19 protein-coding genes are annotated in these 22,306 nt (G+C 63.0%); 14 read left to right on the forward strand and 5 right to left on the reverse strand.

The annotated features are described in order from the left end of the window. Positions 1-144: 144 nt before the first annotated feature. The 3 genes from I6L33_RS19485 (at position 145) to I6L33_RS19495 (ending at position 2,820) form a co-directional block, all read left to right on the forward strand. Positions 145-951 (forward strand): siderophore-interacting protein, encoded by an 807-nt coding sequence (locus I6L33_RS19485; protein ID WP_017780719.1) that lies wholly within the window; start codon positions 145-147, stop codon positions 949-951. Positions 952-1,208: 257 nt separating this feature from the next. Beyond that, the gene (locus tag I6L33_RS19490; protein WP_026141467.1) at positions 1,209-2,315 is read left to right on the forward strand and encodes a 3-deoxy-7-phosphoheptulonate synthase; all 1,107 of its coding nucleotides are present in this window, start codon (positions 1,209-1,211) and stop codon (positions 2,313-2,315) included. A gap of 319 nt (positions 2,316-2,634) precedes the next feature. After that, on the forward strand, positions 2,635-2,820 hold the full coding sequence (locus I6L33_RS19495; protein WP_139398470.1) for a hypothetical protein: 186 nt from the start codon (positions 2,635-2,637) through the stop codon (positions 2,818-2,820). Between the two features lie 55 nt (positions 2,821-2,875). On the opposite strand, the gene I6L33_RS19500 is transcribed toward I6L33_RS19495, so the two are convergent. Together I6L33_RS19500 and I6L33_RS19505 are read right to left on the reverse strand one after the other, a co-directional pair. Continuing rightward, the gene (locus I6L33_RS19500; protein WP_005303032.1) at positions 2,876-3,286 is read right to left on the reverse strand and encodes an H-NS family nucleoid-associated regulatory protein; all 411 of its coding nucleotides are present in this window, start codon (positions 3,284-3,286) and stop codon (positions 2,876-2,878) included. A 401-nt stretch (positions 3,287-3,687) separates the two neighbouring features. Continuing rightward, the gene (locus I6L33_RS19505; RefSeq protein WP_005303034.1) at positions 3,688-4,110 is read right to left on the reverse strand and encodes a GNAT family N-acetyltransferase; all 423 of its coding nucleotides are present in this window, start codon (positions 4,108-4,110) and stop codon (positions 3,688-3,690) included. A 183-nt stretch (positions 4,111-4,293) separates the two neighbouring features. On the opposite strand from I6L33_RS19505, the gene I6L33_RS19510 reads away from it, so the two are divergent. Beyond that, complete coding sequence (locus I6L33_RS19510) at positions 4,294-4,794, forward strand: SRPBCC domain-containing protein (RefSeq protein WP_005303036.1); 501 nt, start codon at positions 4,294-4,296, stop codon at positions 4,792-4,794. A 75-nt stretch (positions 4,795-4,869) separates the two neighbouring features. Here the strand turns inward: I6L33_RS19510 and I6L33_RS19515 are convergent, their stop codons facing one another. After that, positions 4,870-6,147 (reverse strand): FAD-binding oxidoreductase, encoded by a 1,278-nt coding sequence (locus I6L33_RS19515; RefSeq protein WP_019840188.1) that lies wholly within the window; start codon positions 6,145-6,147, stop codon positions 4,870-4,872. 51 nt (positions 6,148-6,198) lie between these two features. Beyond that, complete coding sequence (gene puuR / locus I6L33_RS19520) at positions 6,199-6,813, reverse strand: HTH-type transcriptional regulator PuuR (RefSeq protein ID WP_010633355.1); 615 nt, start codon at positions 6,811-6,813, stop codon at positions 6,199-6,201. Between the two features lie 310 nt (positions 6,814-7,123). Here puuR and I6L33_RS19525 point away from each other — a divergent pair, with 310 nt between their 5' ends. From I6L33_RS19525 to I6L33_RS19545, 6 genes are all read left to right on the forward strand, one after another. Then, complete coding sequence (locus I6L33_RS19525; protein WP_216973158.1) at positions 7,124-8,587, forward strand: NAD-dependent succinate-semialdehyde dehydrogenase; 1,464 nt, start codon at positions 7,124-7,126, stop codon at positions 8,585-8,587. A gap of 148 nt (positions 8,588-8,735) precedes the next feature. Then, a complete protein-coding gene (gene gabT / locus I6L33_RS19530; protein ID WP_216973159.1) occupies positions 8,736-10,025 on the forward strand; it encodes a 4-aminobutyrate--2-oxoglutarate transaminase in 1,290 nt (429 codons plus the stop codon). Between the two features lie 235 nt (positions 10,026-10,260). Beyond that, positions 10,261-10,386 carry a hypothetical protein gene (locus I6L33_RS22165; RefSeq protein ID WP_005303046.1) on the forward strand — a complete coding sequence of 42 codons (126 nt, stop codon included), beginning with the start codon at positions 10,261-10,263 and terminating at the stop codon, positions 10,384-10,386. After that, a complete protein-coding gene (locus I6L33_RS19535; protein WP_005303048.1) occupies positions 10,383-11,726 on the forward strand; it encodes an APC family permease in 1,344 nt (447 codons plus the stop codon). The genes I6L33_RS22165 and I6L33_RS19535 overlap by 4 nt, the downstream gene beginning before the upstream one ends. 357 nt (positions 11,727-12,083) lie before the next feature. Continuing rightward, positions 12,084-12,233 (forward strand): hypothetical protein, encoded by a 150-nt coding sequence (locus I6L33_RS19540; RefSeq protein ID WP_017765716.1) that lies wholly within the window; start codon positions 12,084-12,086, stop codon positions 12,231-12,233. After that, a complete protein-coding gene (locus I6L33_RS19545; protein ID WP_005303054.1) occupies positions 12,233-13,576 on the forward strand; it encodes an APC family permease in 1,344 nt (447 codons plus the stop codon). Before I6L33_RS19540 ends, I6L33_RS19545 begins: the two co-directional genes overlap by 1 nt. Positions 13,577-13,669: 93 nt before the next feature. Here I6L33_RS19545 and I6L33_RS19550 read toward each other — a convergent pair whose 3' ends face one another. Further along, positions 13,670-14,050: a hypothetical protein gene (locus I6L33_RS19550; RefSeq protein WP_026141468.1), complete on the reverse strand. Its 381-nt coding sequence runs from the start codon at positions 14,048-14,050 to the stop codon at positions 13,670-13,672. Between the two features lie 248 nt (positions 14,051-14,298). Here I6L33_RS19550 and I6L33_RS19555 point away from each other — a divergent pair, with 248 nt between their 5' ends. The 4 genes from I6L33_RS19555 (at position 14,299) to I6L33_RS19570 (ending at position 22,301) form a co-directional block, all read left to right on the forward strand. Then, positions 14,299-15,453 (forward strand): sodium:phosphate symporter, encoded by a 1,155-nt coding sequence (locus I6L33_RS19555; protein ID WP_017780726.1) that lies wholly within the window; start codon positions 14,299-14,301, stop codon positions 15,451-15,453. A 159-nt stretch (positions 15,454-15,612) separates the two neighbouring features. Further along, the gene (locus tag I6L33_RS19560) at positions 15,613-16,083 is read left to right on the forward strand and encodes an FKBP-type peptidyl-prolyl cis-trans isomerase (RefSeq protein WP_010633350.1); all 471 of its coding nucleotides are present in this window, start codon (positions 15,613-15,615) and stop codon (positions 16,081-16,083) included. A gap of 330 nt (positions 16,084-16,413) precedes the next feature. Beyond that, a complete protein-coding gene (locus I6L33_RS19565) occupies positions 16,414-17,181 on the forward strand; it encodes a class III extradiol ring-cleavage dioxygenase (protein ID WP_017765719.1) in 768 nt (255 codons plus the stop codon). A 236-nt stretch (positions 17,182-17,417) separates the two neighbouring features. Beyond that, complete coding sequence (locus I6L33_RS19570) at positions 17,418-22,301, forward strand: PAS domain S-box protein (RefSeq protein WP_216973160.1); 4,884 nt, start codon at positions 17,418-17,420, stop codon at positions 22,299-22,301. Positions 22,302-22,306 lie beyond the last annotated feature (5 nt).

Here is a 22,306-nt window from a genome sequence, read left to right on the forward strand (position 1 = left end):
CGCCCCATGGCGAGGGGGGGCTATTTTTCTGCACGCCACTGAACTTCCCTTCGCTTTCCCCTCTCTGACTCTGTCACACAAACCAATTGATAATAATTTTCATTTAATGAAGAATGGGCGCCATTATCAGTCAGGAGTATGCCCATGTCCCAGTCCGCCCCGGTCAACCGCCCCCGCCTGCTCACGGTCAAGCACATTCAGGATGTGAGCCCGCACCTGCGCCGGATCTGCCTGACCAGCCCGGAGCTCGCTGACTACCCCTTCACCTGTGGCGGCGCCCATATCAAGATCATGCTGCCCCAGCCGGGCCAGGCCCATGCCGTGCTGCCCACGCCCACCCCGCAGGGGCCGCGCTGGGAAGACCCGAGCCAGCGTCCCATCATGCGCACCTTCACCATTCGCGCGTTTCGCCGCGAGGCGCTGGAGCTGGATATCGACTTCGCCCTGCACGATGATGGCGGCCCCGCCAGCCGTTTCGCCAGCCAGGCCAAGCCCGGCGATCTGCTGGCCATCTCGGGCCCGGGTGGCCCGGATCCCATGCTGCAACCGGCCAGTTACTACTACATGGTGGGGGATCTCACCGCCCTGCCCGCCATCAGCGCCATGATTGAGGTGATGCCCGCCGATGCCCGCGGCCACATCGCCCTGCTGGTGCCCTATCAGGAAGATGTGCAGGATCTGTCGCTGCCCGCCGGGGTAAGCCTGCGCTGGTTTGTCGGCACCCCCGAGCAGACGGCGCCGCTGGTAGAGTACTTCACCGCCCTGCCGCTGGAGGAGCAACAGAGCTACTTCTGGTTTGGCGGGGAAGAGGGCTTGGTGGTCCCCATGCGCCGCCACGTACGGCGCACGCTCGAGGTGGATCGCACTCGGGTCTACGCCGTGCCCTACTGGCGCCACGGCAAGGATGAAGAGGCCTATCACCATGCCCGTCACGACGTGATGGACAGCTAAACCAGCTGATTTTGTCCTGAAATATCAAGCCCATGGCCTGCCGGTCATGGGCTTGATTGCCATTGGAGCGGCCTTACCCGCCGGCGCTCTCCCCCCATTCTGGTGTGCCACTCGGTTGTGCTTGCATTTGCGGTCGACAACAAGATAATGATAATCACTCTCAACAATAACAGGTGATGACGCCCCATTGCAGCTCCCGTCCGGGTTCCGGTGTGGAGTGCACGTCACTCACTCCTATGCACAGCAAGGTAATCCAGATGGCAGTTTTAAACTCGGTAATGCGCGCCTTCGCGGTGGAGGCACTCCCCACTCCTGCCGACCTGTTGGCACTTCATCCCTGTCCCGCCGAGCTGGCGACCCGGATCGACCAGCACCGCCAGCAGGCTCGCCGGATCCTGGCAGGAGAGGACGATCGCCTGCTGGTGGTGATTGGCCCCTGCTCCATCCACGATCCCCTCGCCGCCCTCGACTACGCCAGACGGCTGGCCTCGCTGGCCCACGCCTATCAGGATCGGCTGCAGATAGTGATGCGCACCTATTTCGAGAAGCCCCGCACCACTGTGGGCTGGAAGGGGCTGGTGTTCGATCCCCATCTGGATGGCAGCAACGACATCAACCACGGCATGCGGCTCGCGCGCCAGCTGCTGCTCGACATCAACCAGCTGGGGCTGGCCACTGCCACCGAGTTTCTCGATACCACCAGCTTCCTCTACCTGGCCGATCTCATCAGCTGGGGGGCGATCGGTGCCCGCACCACCGAGTCGCAAGTTCACCGACAGCTGGCCTCGGCCCTGCCCTGCCCCGTCGGCTTCAAGAACGGGACGGACGGCAACATCCGGGTGGCCATCGATGCCATTCAGGCCAGCGAAGCCTCCCATCTGTTTACCGCCCCCGGCAGCCAGGGCGGCATGGTGGTGATCAAGAGTGAAGGCAACCCGGCCGGCCACATCATTTTGCGCGGCGGCACCCGCCCCAATTACCACCAGAGCGACGTGGAAGAGGCAGCCGAACGGCTGGCACGGCAGGGGCTCTCCCCCCGGCTGATGGTGGATTGCAGCCATGGCAACAGCCAGAAGCTGCACAAGAACCAGATCCGGGTGGCGGGAGAGCTCTGCCGTCAGCTGGCAGAAGGCAGCGACGCCATCGCCGCCGTCATGGTCGAGAGTTTCCTGCAGGGGGGCAGCCAGAAACCGGCCCCTCTGAGCGAACTGGTCTACGGCCAGTCGGTCACCGATGCCTGCCTGTGCTGGGACGATACCCAGACCCTGCTTGCCATGCTGGCGGATGCCGTCGAGCGGCGCCGCCAATATCCGGGACAGCCCCGGCCGGACCCTGTTCGCTGGCCAGCCCAGCTGGCAAGTTGAATCCATAGGGTGAATAAGGCTCCCGTAACGGGAGCCTTATTATTTCCCCACTTTCCTTTTCCAATCTCCCCGCCATACCACCGATTAAATGCCCAGGGCATCTCTTTCCCATAAAAAGTGCGCAGGTATCCGACGCCTGCCGCAATAAAACAACCGGGGTAATACGCTGTGGTTCGTCCAACCAGGTCGCAGACAGTGAGCAGACCGATTAATGCCATGAACAACAACCAAAGGGGGGAGGCAAAGCGCCAGAAACAGGTGATCTCTTAATGCTGATGGTATCGTCCTGGAATGACCTACCTAATACTTGACGGGCTATATGAGTCCAGCAACAGGAGGAGAAGAAGGCAGCCAGTCACACCATAAAAACGATGTCGGTGATGAAAAAACCAGCCAACTGGAAATTAATCGTTCAATCAGGCGGCAACAAATAGGGGTGACATCATGCGACAAAAACCAGTCGGATAAAACAGCATGGGGAATTGACAGGGGCGGCTTTCAATGAGCACAAATAATAATGCCGCCTCATGGGCGGCATCATTCATGATCGACCGAAGGGATCAGATCAGGAAATCATTCAGATCCTTGCCCAGCGCAACTTGCTCGGCAATGGCCTTGGGCATACGGCCCTGACCGGTCCAGGTCTTCTCCTGGCCATCTTCCTGGTACTTGTACTTGGCAGGACGCGGAGCACGCTTGCTCTTGGTCGCGCCAGCAGCGGCAGCCGGGGCGGCAGCGCTGTTCAGCAGTTCACGGGGATCGATACCGGCCTGCTGCAGCATTTCGGTGAACTCGTTCAGCTTGCGCTGACGCTCTTCCTGCTCGGCACGCTCCTGTTCAACAGAATCGGCGCGCTCGTTATATACCAGATCGAACTTCTCTTTTGCTTCTTGCAGCTGTTCAAACGGCAATTCACGGATGGCCGCACGCAGGCTGCGAATGTTCAGCAGAACTTTCAGAAACTCGTTCATTACTTCCTCACAGAATTATTTTTGTTTGTCACAGGGATAACACAGCTTGAGAATAGCACGGCTGTTTGAGAACAACATAATGTTTTTATAACAGCTGTCACTTTCTTAACAAAAAGTTCTGGCTGAATATAGCGACCACTTTATTCAGCCATTACTCATTGGCCCGCCTGCAAGATCGTTTACCATGCAATTCCCCCATGTAACGCATGGCAAATAGATCCGGTACAGCTTGTCATATTTTCCGGCAGGTGATGCCAGCTATTTTTACAATTAGCCACGGCTGTTAATTTTTCCGCCACTCACACGAGACTCTAGGTAGACAATTGACACTATATATTGCCGGCGATGGCTGCCGGCAACCTCTCCTGTGTGGATTGGCAAACTGGGCAAGGCAAACCGGCTTATTCCAGGATCAGCCGCCGCCAGGGGCCGGTGATCTCGCAGTGGCCGGTTTCCGCCGTATTCTGCCAACCCAACCGGTGATAAAACGCCAGCGCCGCCGTGTTGTTGGTGGCCACCTTGAGGGATGCTGGCTTGTTGAAGGGGGCCAGCCCCTGATTCAGCAGGGCCCGTCCCATGCCCTGGCCATGCCAGTCGGCCGAGACATAGAGGTGGTGCACGAAGCTCTCATCGCCCCAGATGGAGATGAAGCCGCAGGGTGTCCCCCCCTGCTCGGCCACCCAGATCTGCTCGCCCCGGGTCTGCTCGTCAAAATCTTCCAGCCGGAACTGGGCGGGATCGACCCAGTGAAAGGTCTGACGCCGCCCTTTCAAAAACAGCTGCGCCAACTGGGGAATATCCGTCTCTCGCATGGCTCTGATCATCAAACTGTCCCTGTCATATGAGTACCACCCCACTCTCCATGGAACACGGGGGCCCTGTCAAATCGCTGGCACAGAATAACGCCGTCGCAATGGCAGGGGTGTGACACTCCTCTGTCCATTTCATGAGCCATGGGACTATACTGCCTGAGTCCCGTGTATGGATGTTTTGAGGCTCGCTGATTTATGGATAACAAGCAGATAGAAGGCAATATCTTTGTTCCGGCCCATATCGACGACGTCTGGCGTGCCTGGACAACCGAAAGCGGCCTGCGCAGTTTTCTGGCGCCGGAATGCCTGATGGTGCCGGAACCGAATGGTCCCTTCGAAATCTATTTCAGACCCGATGCCCCGCTGGGCGAGCGTGGCAGCGAAGGTTGCCGGGTGATGGCCGTCATGCCCCACGACCTGCTCAGTTTCAGCTGGAATTTTCCCCCCTCCCTGCCCCATATCCGCCAACAGAAGACCCAGGTCTGCCTGCGCTTCGTGCCGGAAGGTCAGGGCACCCGACTCTACTTCCTGCAGACCGGCTGGGCCAACGACCCGGACTGGGATCAGGGCTACGCCTATTTTCGGGATGAGTGGCTGGAAACCAGCCTGCCCCGCCTGCAATACCGCTTCACCCATGGCCCCATCGACTGGAACAACCCGCCGGACAAGCAGCAGTTGAAGTCCCTGGCCCAATAAGCGCCCATATAAAGCAAAACACCGCCAGCTGGCGGTGTTTCTTTTTCCTTGAGAGTGTGCACGGCACGGACCGGCTCACACCCCCAGCCGATCGCGCAGGGTGTACCAGGCGGCGCCGGCGGCGGTGAAGGGGATACGGAACAGGCGGCCACCCGGGAAGGGGTAGTGGGGCAGCTTGGCAAACGCATCGAAGCGCTCCGCCTGACCACTCAACACCTCGGAGAGCAGCTTGCCCGCCAGATGGGTACAGGTGACGCCATGGCCGCTGTAGCCCTGCATGTAATAGATGTTGTGGCCGATGCGGCCAAACTGCGGCAGGCGCGACAGGGTGAGCAGGAAGTTGCCGGTCCAGGTGTACTCCACCTTGACGTCCGCCAGCTGGGGGAAGGTCTTGAGCATCTTGGGGATGATCAGCCGCTCGATGTCCGCCGGATCCCGCGCCCCATAGACCACGCCACCGCCATAGATCAGCCGGTGATCGCCGGAGGTGCGATAGTAGTCGAGCAGGTAGTTGCAATCTTCCAGGCAGTAGTTTTGCGGCAGCAGCGAGCGGGCCCGCTCCTCTCCCAGCACCTCGGTGGCGATCACCTGGGTGCCGCACGGCATGCTCTTGCCGGCGAGCTCGGGCACCAGATTGCCGAGATAGGCGTTGCCGGCCACCACCACGTAGCGCGCCTTGACCGCCCCTTTGGCGGTCTTGACCAGGGCAGGCTGACCCGGCGTGATGCTGGTGACGGCGGACTGTTCGAAGATCTTGCCCCCCTGCAAGCGGATCGCCTCCGCCTCCCCCAGCGCCAGGTTGAGGGGGTGAATGTGGCCGCCGCTCTTGTCGAGCAGGGCGCCGACGTAGCGATCGCTCGCCACCACTTCGCGCACACCGTCGGCATCGAGCAGCTCCAGCTTGTCGTTGCCCCACTTCTCCCAGCGCGCCTTCTGCGCCTTGAGCTCATGCAGCTGCTTCTCGGTCTCGGCGGCGAACACCCCGCCCTCCTGCAGATCACACTGGATGTTGTAGCGCTTGATCCGCTCGCGGATGATCTGGCCCCCCTCAAACAGCATGGAACCGAGCAGCCTGGCCTGTTCGGGCGGGCAATTCGCTTCTATGGTGTCGATGTCGCGGCTGTAGGAGTTGACGATCTGGCCGCCGTTGCGACCGCTGGCGCCAAAACCCACCCGGGCCGCCTCCAGTACCACCACCGAATAGCCCTTTTCCACCAAGTGCAACGCGCTGGAGAGGCCAGTATAACCCGCTCCGATGACGCAGACGTCGCACTCCAGCTGTTCGGTCAGCGTCGGATAGGGCGCGTGTTGGTTGGCACTGGCTGCGTAGTAACTGTTTACATGTTCGGTCATGATCCCTGTTTCCTTACAAGTTCTTTTCCCAAACGAGACGATGTCTCGACACTAGAAGTTGGCCGGGGTGTGGGCGCTGACGATACGGCAGACCTGCCCCGACGGATTGCTGAAACTGTGGGGCTCGCCCGTGTCGATCACGTAGCTGTCCCCGGCACTGAGCTGATAGGTCTGACCCGCCACCGTCAGGATCACCGACCCCTCCAGCACGGTACCCACCTCCTCCCCCAGATGGGTGACCTGGCCGCCGGTGTCGGTGCCGGGGGCGTAGGTCTCCAGCATGAAGCCGAGCTGGCGGCGGTTGTTGCCGTTGTGCACCAGCTTCATGGAGACCCCCTGGCTGCCCAGCTCGATCAGCTGCTCGGCCCTGATCACCACGCTCGGCGTGCTCGCCACCTCCTCTTCGGCGAAGAAGCGCGACAGCGGCAGCTCATAGACGCTGAGCAGCTTTTGCAAAGAGGCCACCGACGGGCTCACCTTGTCCTGCTCTATCATGCAGATGGCGCCATGGGTCAGCCCGCTCAGCTCGGCCACCCGCCGCTGGGAGAGCCCCAGCCGGCGGCGAGTGGCGGCCAACCGCTCCCCCATGCTCTGCGCCTGGGTATTCTGCGCCAGCGGGTTGTCGGTCATGGACTGCCAGCGCATCTCGCCCTGTGGTTGCTGCATTCGGCCACCTCCCTGTGTGCCTGGTAGGAGCCATTGGCGGCCCCGGTTAAAATAGCGAGTCAATCCGACCGACCTGTTTGTTATCCTGCACAGTGCACTCCGTTCATTATTTTGCACACCCTGCACCACAGAAACCGGTAAAATCGCTCTAACAGCTCCATTTCTAGCACGCGAGACACAGTTTACTCAAATATATTTAACACTTGAAAAACATTTCAGCTCAATTTATGGTCTTCCTGTGCTTATTATTCTATACGGTGGCGGCACAGGATGAGCCGGCCCCCTGACCCACAATCGAGGCTTGCTATCTATGTCAGCATCACAACCCGCACTCTCCCTGATCAAATCCCTTGCCTATATAGATGGTCGCTGGTGCGAAGCCAGCGGCGGACACCGGTTCGAGGTGCACAACCCGGCCACCGGCCAGGTCATCACCCAGGCACCCGACATGGACGAGGGCGACACCCGCCGCGCCATCGCCGCCGCCCACGCGGCCCAGCCGGGCTGGGCCGCGCTCACCGCCAAGGAGCGCAGCAACCGGCTCTACGCCTGGTTCGAGCTCATCATGGCCAACCAGGAGGAGCTGGCCCGCATCATGACCTGCGAGCAGGGCAAGCCGCTGGCCGAGGCCAAGGGGGAAGTGGCCTATGGCGCCAGCTTCATCCAGTGGTTCGCGGAAGAGGGCAAACGCGCCTATGGCCGCACCATTCCGGGCTTCTCCAGCGATCGCCGGCTGGCCACCATCAAACAACCGGTGGGAGTGGTCGCCGCCATCACCCCCTGGAACTTCCCCATCGCCATGATCACCCGCAAGGCGGGCCCGGCGCTGGCCGCCGGTTGCACCATCGTCATCAAGCCGGCCGCCGAGACCCCGCTCTGCGCCCTGGCGCTGGCGGCGCTGGCGGAGCAGGCAGGGATCCCGGCCGGGGTCATCAACATCGTCACCAGCCATCAGGCCGCGGCGGTGGGCAACGAGCTGTGCAACAACAAGACGGTGCGCAAGCTCTCCTTCACCGGCTCCACCCGCATCGGCAAGCTGTTGATGCGCCAATGCGCCGACACCATGAAGAAGCTGTCGCTGGAGCTCGGCGGCAACGCCCCCTTCATCGTGTTTGACGACGCCGATCTCGACGCCGCCATCGCCGGGGCGCTCGCCTCCAAATACCGCAACGCCGGCCAGACCTGTGTCTGCGCCAACCGCATCCTGGTGCAGGCTGGCATCTACGACGCCTTCGCCGAGAAGCTCACCGCCGCCGTCAAGGCCTTCAAGGTGGGTGACGGTATGGGTGAGGGCACCCAGATAGGCCCGCTCATCAACCCGGCCGCCGCCAGCAAGGTGGCCGAGCTGGTCAAGCAGGCCACCGCCGCTGGCGCCGAGCTGCTGCTGGGGGGCGAAGCCCACCCCGCCGGTCCGCTCTTCTACCAGCCCACCATTCTGGGCAAGGTCGATAAAACCAACCCCATCCTGCAGGAGGAGATCTTCGGCCCGGTGGCGCCCTTGGTGCGCTTTGACACCGAGGCCGAGGCCATCGCCCTGGCCAACGACACCCCATACGGCCTGGCCGCCTACTTCTATGGCCGCGACATCGCCCGCGTCTGGCGGGTGGCCGAGCAGCTCGAATACGGCATGGTCGGCATCAACGAGGGGATCATCTCGACCGAATTGGCCCCCTTTGGCGGTATCAAGGAGTCGGGCCTCGGTCGTGAAGGGGCGGCCGAGGGGCTGGAGGAGTACCTCGAGACCAAATACCTCTGCTTTGGCGGCATCCGCTAGGCAGTCACATCTTGCGCCGGCGGCCGGGCCTGCAACAGGGGCCCGCCACCCGCCGGCGCAGCCATATCAGTTCACAAGGACGAAGTGAGTGCTCCCAAGGGGCCTCGCCACATTGAGACAGGGGCCCCCGGCCCCTCAGGGAGGAAAGATGAGTCAGTCAGCATCAAACAAGGCGTGGCAAGCGCGCCGCGAAGCCGCCGTGGTCAACGGCGTCGGTACCCTGCTGCCGGTGTTTATCGAGCGGGCGCAAAACGCCGAGCTGTGGGATGTGGAGGGCAACCGCTACATCGATTTTGCCTCCGGCATCGCCGTGCTCAACACCGGCCACAACCACCCGAAAGTGGTGGCGGCGGTGCGCGCGCAGCTGGAAAAATTCAGCCACACCTGCTTCCAGGTCACCCCCTACCCCGGCTATATCGAGCTGGCGGAGAAGTTGAATGCCCTGGTGCCCGGCCCCACCCCGAAACGCACCCTGTTTCTCTCCACCGGTGCCGAGGCGGTGGAGAACGCCATCAAGATCGCCCGCGCCCACACCGGCCGCAGCGGCACCATCGCCTTCAAGGGGGGCTTTCACGGCCGCACCATGATGGGGATGGCGCTCACCGGCAAGGTGGTGCCCTACAAGACTGGATTCGGCCCCTTCCCGGGGGAGGTCTATCACCTGCCCTTCCCGAGCGACTATCTGGGAGTGAGCGAGGCCGATGCGCTAGCCGCGCTGGATCTCTGCTTCAGCTCGGATATCGAACCGACCCGGGTGGCCGCCATCATCATCGAGCCGGTGCAGGGTGAAGGGGGCTTCTACCCCGCCTCCGCCAGCTTCATGCAGCGCCTGCGCCAGCTGTGCGATCAGCACGGCATCCTGCTCATCTGCGACGAGATCCAGAGCGGTTTCTGTCGCACCGGCAAGACCTTCGCCACCGAATACAGCGGCATCGAGCCGGACATCATGACGCTCGCCAAGAGCCTGGCCGGCGGCTTCCCGCTCTCCGCCGTGGTGGGCAAGGCGGAGGTGATGAACGCCGCCAAGCCGGGTGGTCTGGGCGGCACCTACGCCGGCTCCCCCATCGCCTGCGCCGCCGCCCTGGCGGTGCTGGAGGTGATCGAAGAGGAGCGTCTCAACCAGCAGGCTCAGGCCCAGGGCGAGCAGATCAAGGCGCGCCTGCAGCAGCTGGCCGAGCGTTTTGACTGCATCGGCGACATCCGCGGCCCCGGCGCCATGGTGGCCATGGAGCTGGTCAAGCAGCACGACGCAAACCAGCCGGATGCCGACCTCACCAAGCGACTGGTGGCCGAGGCGGGCAAACGCGGGCTGGTGCTGCTGGCCTGCGGCGTGCGCGCCAACGTCATCCGCTTCCTGGCGCCGCTGACGGCCTCGCCGGCCATCATCGAGGAGGGGCTGACCCTGCTTGAACAGGCCCTGCAGGCGGCTCACGCCTGATCTGAAACAGAGCATTCGCCCATTAGTGCAAAAAAATGCGTTTTTACCCCCTTGATATGCTTGTCAAGGGGGCAACACGAATGCACAATGCGCCGCCGCGTAAAAGGACCGACCACTTGCTGAGTCAGGTTCTTTTTTTGCGGCAAACAAATCCACAACGAGGCCGGAACCGACCGGAAAAGATAGCGAGATGGGTTGCCATCTCACGACACCCGCTTCTCTAGTGAGGAACACCATGGGGTATTTCACTGCTTTCCTGCCGGCCCGCGCCGGTCTGCGCCGCCTTGCTGGCGCCCCCTATGCCCAGGTTGATGCCGTCAGCCTGATCCCTTCGGCCCGGATTGAGGGGAAAGCACAATGAATGCCCAACCCGTCGGCCTGAAAAAAAGCCTGAAGCTGTGGCACGTCGTCATCATGGGTCTGGCCTACCTGACCCCCATGGCGGTGTTTGACACCTTCGGCATCGTCACCGAAATCACCGAAGGCCATGTGCCCACCGCCTACCTGTTCGCCCTCATCGGCATGCTGTTCACCGCCATGAGTTACGGCCACCTGGTACGCAAGTTTCCCTCGGCAGGCTCCGCCTACACCTATGCCCAGAAGGTGTTCCACCCTTACGTGGGCTTCATGGTGGGCTGGGTCTCCCTGCTCGACTACATGTTCATGCCGATGATCAACATGCTGCTGGCCAAGATCTACATGGAGGCCCTGTTCCCGAGCGTGGAACCCTGGACCTACATCCTGGGGCTGGCCGCCGTCATGACCTTCCTGAACCTGCGCGGCATCAAGCTGGTGGCCAACTTCAACAGCCTGATCGTCATCATGCAGTTCAGCATCATCGCCGTCTTCATCGGCCTCATCGCCTGGGGTGTCTACCATGGCGAGGGACTTGGCACGGTGGCGAGCAGCCGTCCCTTCTTCTCCGATCAGATGGCGGTGGCCCCCCTGCTCACCGGCGCCTCCATCCTCTGTCTGTCGTTCCTCGGCTTTGACGCCATCACCACCCTGTCGGAAGAGACGCCGAACGCGGATCGGGTGATCCCCCGCGCCATCGTGCTGACGGCGCTGATCGGCGGTGTGCTGTTCATCTCCGTCTCCTACTTCCTGCAGCTGTTCTTCCCGGACATCTCCCGCTTCCAGCAGCCGGATGCGGTGCTGCCGGAGATCGCCCTCTATGTGGGCGGCAAGCTGTTCCAGGCGGTGGTGCTGGTCTGCACCACGGTGGCGGTGCTGGCCTCGGGGCTCGCCTCCCACGCCGGCGTGTCGCGCCTGCTCTACGTGATGGGACGGGATCGCGCCCTGCCGAGCCGCTTCTTCGCCTATATCCACCCGACCTGGCAGACCCCGGCGCTGAACGTGCTGCTGGTGGGGATCCTGGCCCTCTCGGCGGTGTCGTTCGATCTGGAGATGGCGCTGGCACTGATCAACTTCGGCGCCCTGGTGGCCTTCACCTTCGTCAATCTGGCGGTGATTGCCCACTTCTACGTCAAGCTCGGTCACAACAAGACGCTGCGGGATCACCTGATCTTCCTGCTGCTGCCCCTGTGCGGCGCCGCCTGCATCGGCGTGCTCTGGCTCAACCTGGAGCCGGCCTCCTTCGAGCTGGGGCTGATCTGGGCCGCCCTCGGCGCCCTCTATCTGCTGCTGCGCCTGACGGTATTCCGGGTCCAGCTGCGCCGGCCGGAAACCGACGCCTCCTGAGCCCCTTTTTCATGACTACTGCGCCCGCCTTTCGCGGGCGTTTTTTTACCCCTGTTCACCCGCCGTGACAGCGGCACGCGCGCCAGAGAGGCTCCGCTCGCTCCCCTGTCAGCACAGGCTGCCAGCCGGGGGCTCAACCCCGACCTGACCCAGGTCAACAAAATCCCCTGACGGGGGCATTTTTGCTTGTGTCCTCCCCCCCCTGAGGGCACAATACGCCGCCCCTGAGAGCCGATGTTTTTTGCAACATCGGTTCTTCGTTTTTAAGGGGTAAACCACATTCACCAAGAGGCCGGACTTTGTACCGGAATTGATACCGAGATTGCCAGGCAATCTCCCGACGTTGTGAGGAAATACATGGGGCATTTCATTGCTTTCCTGCCGGTCCCCGCCGGCGTGCGCCACTTGTCTGTGCCACAGACCGGCGCCCCCTGTGTCCAGCGACGCGCTGCGTCCCTGATCCCGTCCCCCTTCGCCGCCCTGGCGATCACAGAGGAGAAAGCGTGATGGCCGGTGCCAAGCTGCTCAAGACGCTCACCCTCTTCCAGGTAGTGGTGATGGGTCTGGCTTACCTCACACCCATGGCGGTATTCGATACCTTCGCCATCGTCGGTGACATTACCGAAGGCCGCGTTGCCACCGCCTATCTGCTGGCGCTCGGCGGCATTCTGCTGACCGCCATCAGCTACGGCCACCTGGTGCGCAAGTTCCCCTCCGCGGGCTCTGCCTATACCTACGCCCAGAAGGTGTTCAACCCCTACATCGGCTTCATGGTCGGCTGGTCTTCCCTGCTCGACTACATGTTCATGCCGATGATCAACATCCTGCTGGCCAAGATCTACCTGACCGCCATGTTCCCCGGCGTCGAGCCCTGGATCTTCATCTTCGGTCTGGTGACCGTGATGACCTTCCTGAACCTGCGCGGCATCAACCTGGTGGCCAACTTCAACGGCGTCATCGTCTTCATCCAGCTCGCCATCATCACCGTCTTCCTCGGCCTGATGGGCTGGGGCATCTATCAGGGTGAAGGGGCGGCGACCCTGCTGAGCAGCCGGCCGTTCCACTTCGAGTCGGCCGGCATGGTGCCGCTGTTTACCGGCGCGACCATCCTCTGCTTCTCGTTCCTGGGCTTCGACGGCTTGAGCTCCCTCTCCGAAGAGACCCCGAACGCCGGCAAGGTGATCCCGCGCGCCATCGTGCTGACTGCGCTCATCGGCGGCATCATCTTCGTCACCGTCTCCTACTTCCTGCAGCTCTACTTCCCGGATCTGGCCCGTTTCAAGGAGCCGGACGCCGTGCTGCCGGAGATCGCCCTCTACGTCGGCGGCACCCTGTTCCAGAGCGTGGTGCTGGTGTGCACCACGGTAGCCGTGCTGGCCTCCGGCATGGCCGCCCACGCCGGCGTGTCCCGCATCCTCTACGTGATGGGGCGCGATCGCATGATCCCGGAGCGGGTATTCGGCTACATCCACCCGAAATACCGTACCCCGGCCATCAACGTGCTGATGGTGGGTGCCCTGGCCCTCTCCGCGGTGTCGTTCGATCTGGACATGGCGCTGGCGCTGGTGAACTTCGGTGCCCTGGTGGCCTTCACCTTCGTCAACCTGTCGGTCATCGGTCAGTTCTGGGTGCGCGAGAAGCGCAACAAGAGCCTCAAGGAGCACCTGCTGTTCCTGCTGCTGCCGCTGCTGGGTGCCGCCACCATAGGCGCGCTCTGGATCAACCTGGAGCAGAGCTCGCTGGAGCTGGGCCTGATCTGGGCCGGCCTCGGCGTCACCTACCTGTTCCTGCGCCTCGCGGTGTTCCGCATCCCCTTCCGTCAGTACGAAGAGGCGGCCGACTCGCAGTAAGCGGCCAGCGCCAACCAAGCAGAAGGGGAGCCATGGCTCCCCTTCTTGCTGTGCACGCCGCGCTCGCGGCCCCACCTAGAGCGGGCAGGCTGATCAGCCCTGATTGATCACCGCAGTGGCAGCCGCCTTGAGCGGATCTTTGGCCACCGCCTTCACATCCTGCTGGGTCTGCTTTAGCTGCTGACCGGCCTGATTGACCTTCTGCTGGGTCCCCTGCAGCTGGCTCTTGCCCTCCTTGATGCCGGCGGTTTTCTGGTCCAGCACGTCCGTGGTGTGCTTCTTCACCTCGGCCTTGGCCTTCTCTTTCTGCTGGCGCACCAGCTTGTCGGTATCGCAGCGGCCTTTGACCCCCAGGGTCGCATTGAGCGCCTCGTTCTTCATTGCCTTGTCGAGGTTGCACTCGGCTTTCAACACGCTCGCCTGGGCACCGACAGACAGCAGACCCAGGGACAGACACAATACCCATGCACGCATAACAACACCACGCTGGTTGAGATAAGGAAGGCCGCAGCATAACGCCCTGTGCCCCGGCTGCAAGCCGTCAGACGCATTCGCAGCCAAACGGGGCGAGATCCCGGCCCAATCCGACACCTTCTGTCCCATCTTCCCCATCCGGCCATGTCATCAAATCATCACAAAAGTGTCACTTTGTCATATTTCTGTCATGGAGCCCTGCTGTAATGCGCCCGTCCATTTTCAAGCAGACTGTCCCAAGAGGCTTCATGCACAGCACCCCATCTTTTGCACAACAGCAGACCCGTCGTACTGGCCCACTGTTCAACTGGCTCGCTGTGATCACCCTGATCTACCTGATCCTGGTTGCCGTCGGCGCCGTCTCCCACGGCTTCAAGGGCTTCTCCGGCGGCGCCGAGGGCGCGGCCCAGATCTTCGCCTTTGCCAACAACCCCTTCGTCGCCCTGCTGCTCGGCATCCTGGCCACCGCCCTGGTGCAATCCTCCAGCACGGTCACCTCGGTGATCGTCGGTCTGGTAGCCGGCGGCCTGCCCATCGGCATGGCCATCCCCATGGTGATGGGCGCCAACCTCGGCACCACCATCACCAACACCATCGTCTCCCTCGGCCATATCCGGGATCGGGGCGAGTTTCGCCGCGCCTTTGCCGCCGCCACCGTGCATGACTTCTTCAACCTGCTGGCGGTGTTCATCTTCCTGCCGCTGGAGCTGATGTTCGGTCTGCTGCAAAAGAGTGCCGAGGCGCTGGCCACCCTGCTGGTAGGCTCCGCCGACATGTCGATGAAGGGGATGGATTTCATGAAGCCCCTCATCTCCCCGGCCCTCAACCTCATCGACGACCTGGTGGCCTTCTTGCCTGGTAAAGGGCCGGCCATCGCCACCATCGTCATCGGCATCCTGCTGATCCTCGGCTGCGTCACCTGGCTCGGCAAGGTGCTGCAACGGGTGCTGGTCGGCCGTGCCAAAGAGGTGCTGCACAAGGCGCTGGGCCGCGGCCCGCTGACCGGCATCGCCTCCGGCACCCTGGTTACCGTGATGGTGCAGTCCTCTTCCACCACCACCAGCCTGATGATCCCGCTGGCCGGCGGCGGCGTGTTCAGCACCCGTCAGCTCTACCCCTTCACCCTGGGCGCCAATATCGGCACCACCATCACCGCCCTGCTGGCCGCCACCGCCATCAGCGGTGCCGGGGCCAAGCTGGCGCTGACCATCGCCCTGGTGCACGTGCTGTTCAACCTGTTCGCCGTGGTGCTCATCTACGGGGTGCCCTTCCTGCGCGAGCTGCCGGTCAAGGCAGCCGAGGGGCTGGCCCGGGTCGGCAGCGAGAACAAGCTGCTGGCGCTCGGTTACGTGGCGGGCCTCTTCTTCGCCCTGCCCGCCCTGATGATGGTGGCCGCCAAGTAACGACCGCCCTGACGACGAGGGGGAGGCGCCAGTCGCCTCCCCCTGCTCATTTGCCCGTCCGGTCACATCCTGCCCCGCCCCGGCTCGCCCTGACGCCCCGGCTGGGATAAGATGCCGCACTCACTGCCCTCCCGGCATTTCACGACATAGGGATACCCGATGAAACTCGTTCTGATCGCGCTGCTGGTTGCCGGCGTCGCCTACTACTTCTACTCGAGCAGCAACAACAGGAAGCTGGCGGAAGAGAATGTGCGCAAGGGGGCCGAGTTCCTCGCCGCCAACAAGGAAAAACCCCTGGTGACCACCACCGCCTCCGGTCTGCAGTATGAAGTGCTGACCCCGGGCAGCGGCACCGTTCACCCCACCGCCACCAGCAAGGTGAAGGTGCACTACGAGGGCAAGCTGCTGGACGGCACCGTCTTCGACAGCTCGGTCGCCCGCGGCGAGCCCATCGAGTTCGGCCTCAACCAGGTGATCAAGGGCTGGACCGAAGGGGTACAGCTGATGGTGGAAGGGGAGAAGACCCGCTTCTACATCCCCGCCAACCTCGCCTACGGCGATCGCGCCGCCGGCAAGATCCCGCCGGGATCCGTTTTGATCTTCGACGTGGAGCTGCTGGGTATTCAGTAAATTGCTGATGTCTGCCCTGTCGTCCGCAAGATCCCACCCAGCGCCCGTGTTGATCTTCGATGTGGAGTTGCTGGGTATTCAGTAAATTGTTGAGGGCAGGCCTGTCGCCTGTCTGCTCCCCCAGGGCCGGCCACTGCGCCGGCCTTGTTATTGGTGACCTCCCCTCCTTCCCACCCAACACTATCAACCAATAGTGAATAGTGCTTATTCATTGAGCTGGATTGTTAACTCACATCTCGGGGCAGATAATGACCATATCGTCAGCGGCATGTCGCCCTGGCCCACCGTTTTCGGTGCCCTGGCACCGGCACAACGCATATGGAGTCTGTCATGTCTATCGCCCCCGTCTGGTTCATCTCCCATGGCGCCCCGGATCTGGTTCTGCGCGACCAGCCGGCGACCCACTTCCTCAAAAATCTGCGCCTTGGCGATCTCAAGGGGCTGGTGGTCATCTCGGCCCACTGGTTTACCCGCAGCGAGCTGCAGATCAACGTCGAGCCCAATCCGGCCCTGATGTACGACTTCTACGGCTTCCCCGAGCCGCTCTACCACATCCGCTGGCCGGCCAGCAGCCCGCTCTGGCTGCAGGAGGCGGTGAGCGACCAGCTGCTGCTGGCGGGCCTGCCCGCGGAGCCGGTGCGCCGCGAGCTGGATCACGGGGTCTGGTCGCCGCTCTCGCTGATGGATCCCGCCAGCAGCGTCCCGCTGGTGCAGCTCTCCATCCCGGCCAGCTTCACCCCGCGCCAGCTGTGGCAGCTGGGGGAGGCGCTGCAGCAGCTGCGTGCCCAGGGGATCGGCATCCTGGCCTCCGGCGCCATCACCCACAACCTGCGGGCGCTGGGGCCGGAAAACTCGCCGGTGCCGGGCTGGGCCCGCAGTTTCGTCGACTGGCTGGAGCTGACCATGGCCGAGGGTGACAGAGCGGCACTGGAAGATTACCGCGCCCGCGCGCCGGGGGCGGTGGAATCCCATCCCCACGACGATCACCTGCGCCCGCTGTTCGTGGCGCTTGGCGCCGCCGGCCAGGACAAGCCCGTCAAGCTGCACGACAGCTGGGATGGAGGCAGCCTCTACATGGGCTCCTACCGCTTTGCATAGACGCGGCTGCCGTTCAGGCCAAGGTGACGAGCAGGAGAATCGGATACAAACGCCTGCGATTAATGCTAAGTTATGTTGCAACTCATTTGATACCACTTGGGATCGACGCAGAGCGCCCCCCTTCGCGCTCTGCGTTTTGAATGCGAGATATCAGGGTTTACTTTCAATGCATTAACGCGACTCAATAGTCGTATCGGGTGTGCTCTACGTCATCAGCGAGGCAAGGAGGCTTCAGCTTGCGCAATCACCACCCCTTTTTAGGGTTGAACCGCAGTGCAGGCCTGGTATTGCTCATCGGCCTGCTGCTCTCCCTGCTCGGCACCCTCCTCCTCCATTACAGCAATGACAAGCAGGTGCAAGCCAGCATCACGGCGGCCACGGAGCACGTCGCAGATACCGTCAAGGCGCGACTCGATCTGTACCAATACGGTCTCAGAGGGGTACGTGGCGCCATCCTGACTGCCGGCGAGCATGCCTTCGACAACGAGGACTTCGTTCGTTACAGCCTGACCAGGGATGTGGACAGTGAATTCCCCGGTGCCCGCGGTTTTGGCTTCATCAGGCGAGTGAAGGATGCCGAGCTCGACGACTTCATCCAGCGTGCCCGGCGAGATGGGAGGCCAGGTTTTACCCTTCAGCTGCTCTCGCCCTATCGGGGTGAACATTTCATCATCCAGTTTATCGAGCCGCTATCACGCAACAAGGCGGCCATCGGGCTGGACATCGCCTCGGAGCACTCGCGCCGTGAGGCGGCCCTCGCCGCTATCCGCAGCGGCGAGGTACGGCTGACCCCCCCCATCACCCTGGTACAGGCCACGGGCAAGCCAAGGCAATCCTTTCTGATGCTGATGCCCATCTACCGCACCGTGACCACTCCAGCGACTCCCGAGGAGCGAGAGGCCGCCGGGTTTGGCTGGAGCTATACCCCCTTGCTGATGGAAGAGTTGCTGGACGCCCTGCATCTGGAGAGCCCGGCCTTTCACATCAGACTGATCGATGTGACCGACCCCCGGCATATCCAGCCCTTCTATACCAGTGCCATCGACCACGAGTCGCGCAATCCGCACCACATCACCATGTCCAGAGCCGCCGAGCGGGAAATTCATGGCCGCCGCTGGCAGATCAGGCTCGACGCCCACCCCCTGTTCGTGGCGCAGCTCAACCAGACCTCCCCCTATGTGGTGTTGTTCACCGGCGGCCTCTTCACTCTGCTGCTCACCCTGCTCGCGCGCATGCGGGCTCAGGGGCAACAGCAACGTCTGCAACTCATTGAGGAACAGGCCAGACTGGCCGCCATCGTGGCCGGTGCCAGTGACGGCATCATCGCCAAGACCCTGAACGGCGTCATCGTAAGCTGGAACAAGGGGGCCGAAGATCTGTTCGGTTACCCGGCCGGCGAGGCGCTGACCCGTACCGACAGCGCGCTGTTTCAGACGGATCATGACAGCGCCAGCGAGAAGGCGCTGCTCGCCGACCTCAGGCAGGGCGTCCGGATCCCGAGCTTCTCCGCCCGGCGTCGGCACAGGGACGGCCATCTGCTGGATCTCTCCATCTCCATCGCCCCCATCTATGACCATAGGGGCAAGCTGGTCGGCACCTCAGAGACCATCCGGGACATCACTGCCCAGAAACAGGCAGAGGCCAAGATCCTGGAGCTCAACGCCAATCTGGAACATCAGGTGGCAGAGCGCACGGCTGAGCTGAGCAAGATCAACGTGTTATTGAGCAACGTCCTGCGCTCCGCCTCGGCGATCTCCATCATAGCGGCCGATCTGGAGGGCACTATCACCCTGTTCAACGAGGGGGCCGAGCAGCTGCTGGGATACAGCGCCGCCGACGTGGTCGGCAAGGAGACCCCCGGCATCTTCCACACCCGCGACGAGATGCAGGCCCGCAGTGTCGAGCTCAGCGCCCAGTACGGCGAGCAGATCAGCGGCTTCCAGGTATTCGTCTACAAGCCGGAACGGGAAGGGGCGGAGAGCCGGGAGTGGACCTATGTGCGCAAGGATGGCAGCCGCTTCCCCGTCACCCTGGTGATCACCGCCATCCGTGATGAACAGGGGCGCAGTCAGGGCTACCTTGGTATCGGCCTGGACATCACCGACAGCAAGGCGGCCGAGAAGAAGCTGGCCGAGAGTCTCGAGATCACCCGCGCCATCCTGGACACCGCCGTCAACCCCATCATGACCATGGATCCTGACGGTCGCATTCACTCGCTCAACCCGGCCGGTCAGACCGCCTTCGGCTATCAGGCCGGCGAGATCCAGGGCCGACAGGTGCAGACCCTGTTGCAAAGCAGCGATGGGCACGCGCTGGGTGAGGCCCCTCTCGGTGCCCTCAGCGACAGCCAGCTGGCCGCCCTGATGGAGAGGGAGTTTATCGGACGGCGGCGCGATGGCAGCGAGTTCCCGCTGCAGATGTCGATCGGCCGGATGCAGGCGGCGGGCTCCAGCATGTTCGTCTGCATCATGACCGACATGACCCAGCAACTGGCCCAGCGCAACGAGATCCTGTCGACCCGCGATCAGTTGCAGATGGCGGCCGACGTGGCCGAGCTGGGGATCTGGTCATGGGAGCTCGGCAGCAACGCCCTGAGCTGGAACAACCGCATGTTCGAGCTCTACGATCTGCCGCTGACGCTCAGGGACGAGGGGCTCAACTACCAGCACTGGGCAAACCGGGTGCACCCGGACGATCTGGCGGCCACCACCGCCAGCCTGAACCGCGCCGTGGCCGGCACCGGCATCTACGACCCCGTCTTTCGGGTGATGCAGGACAACGGCGATCACCGGGTGATCCAGGCCGGAGCCAAGGTGGAGCGGGACAGCTGCGGCCAGGCGCTGCGCGTCATCGGCTTCAACCGTGACATCACAGCCCAGACCGAGCTGGAGTCCCGCCTGCTCTATGCCAAGGAGCAGGCAGATGCCGCCAGCCAGACCAAGTCCTCCTTCCTCGCCAACATGAGCCACGAGATCCGCACCCCCCTCAACGCCGTACTCGGCATGTTGCAGCTGATCCAGTACACAGAGCTCACCGCCCGCCAGCTCGACTATGTGGTCAAGGCGCACTCTGCTGCCAACTCCCTGCTGGGCTTGCTCAACGATATTCTCGACTACTCGAAGATCGAGGCCAGCAAGCTGCAACTCGATCTGCACCCCTTCGACATCGAGCTGCTGATGCGGGACCTCGCCATCGTACTGGACGGCAACCAGCGCCAGAAAGAGATCGAGGTCATGTTCGATATCGACCCCCACCTGCCCAATCTCCTGATCGGTGACAGCATGCGCCTGCAGCAGGTGCTCACCAACCTGGCGGGCAATGCCCTCAAGTTCACCATCAAGGGGCAGGTGGTGATCACTATGGCGCTGCTGGCCCGCCATGAGCAGACGGTCACCATCCGCGTGGCCGTCACCGACAGCGGCATCGGCATCAGCGCCCACCAGCTGGAGCGCATCTTCGAGAGCTTCACCCAGGCCGAGGCCTCCACCACCCGTCGCTTCGGCGGCTCCGGGCTGGGGCTGGTGATCTGCAAACGCCTGCTCAAGCTGATGGGGGCAGAGCTGCGGGTCGAGAGTGAACCTGGCCGTGGCAGCCGCTTCTGGTTCGACATCACCCTGGCACAGGCCGCCCCCCAGTCTCTCAAGGAGGCCTGTCCGGATCTGGCACCGCCCCCCTACATTCTGGTGGTCGACGACAGCGAGCTGGCGGCAGAGCTGCTGCAACGCACCCTGCTGCAGCTCGGCTGGCAGGCCGAGCTGGTCCACTCGGGGGCAGAAGCCGTCCGCCGGGTCGGCGAGGCCCGTGCTCTGGGCCGTCCCTTCGACATAGTGCTGATGGACTGGAGCATGCCGGGCATGGATGGCCTGAACGCCGCCGCCCAGATCCGGCAACAGGCCGGGCAAGACCCAGCCCCCGGAGTCATCATGGTCACCGCCTACGGCCACGAGGTGTTTACCGAGTCGCACCAGTCGGGCGCCACCCCCTTCGTCAGCCTGCTGACCAAACCCGTGACTCCCAAGCAGCTGGCAGAGGCCATCTATCAGGCCCTCAATGGCCAGGACGTCGCGCCCGCTCTCCCTGCCCAGCACACCCGCCGGCTGAGTGGTCTCACCCTGCTGGTGGTGGAGGACAATCTGCTCAACCGCCAGGTCGCCTGCGAGTTGCTGAGCTGCGAAGGGGCCAGGGTGCTGCTGGCCGAATGCGGGCGGGACGGGGTGGCCATGGTATTGCAGCAAGCCCCCTCGTTTGATGCGGTGCTGATCGACATGCAGATGCCGGATATTGACGGGCTGGAGGCCACCCGCCAGATCCGGGCCCACCCGCAGTTTGCCAACCTGCCCATCATCGCCATGACCGCCAACGCCTCGGAAGCGGATCGCCAGCTCTGCCTGGCTGCCGGCATGAATGAGCATGTGGGCAAGCCCATTGCCCTCGAACAGCTGGTCTCGACCCTGCTGGCCCAGCTTGGCAAGGCTGGCCAGCCAGCCCTTGCCCAGCCCCCGTCCCCCGCAGCCAGCGAAGCCCTGCTGGAAGCGGAATCCGTCATACGCCAGCGTTTTGACAACGATATCGAACTGCTGCAACGGATCCTGAGCCTGTTCGGCCCCGACATGGCAGAACAGCTGGAGGCCTTGCACCAGGCCATCGCAGCTGGCCAGGTCACGGAGGCCTGTCGCATATTGCACGCCATCAAGGGCAGCGCCAGCACCATGGGGGCCTGCCGACTGGCCACCCTGGCCAAGGCGCAGGAGCAGGCCCTGCTCCACGCCGACCAGCCGCAGGCCGCTGCGCTGCTGGCTGACGCCGGCTGGCTACAGCTGTTGCAGGAGACGGTGCGGCTCAGCCTGGAGAGCCTCGAAAAAGCCTTCGCCCCGCCCCCCGACACCACCGCGCAGCCGGCCGATGATGCCTTGTCCCTCGCCGAATGGCGGGAGGCCATGCAGCACATCCTGACGCTGCTGGAGGATGGCAATCTGGCGGCGGTCGAGCTGACCGAGGCCCTGGCGCCCAAGACACCGCCGCAGTTGCACTCCTCTTTTCACCAGTTTGCCGGCCTGATCGACAACCTGGAGTTCGGCGCCGCCCTCAAGTTGGGGAAATCCCTGTGCGTCAACCAATGATGGAG

The organism is Aeromonas sp. FDAARGOS 1403, from assembly GCF_019047325.1.
Lineage (GTDB): Bacteria > Pseudomonadota > Gammaproteobacteria > Enterobacterales > Aeromonadaceae > Aeromonas > Aeromonas dhakensis.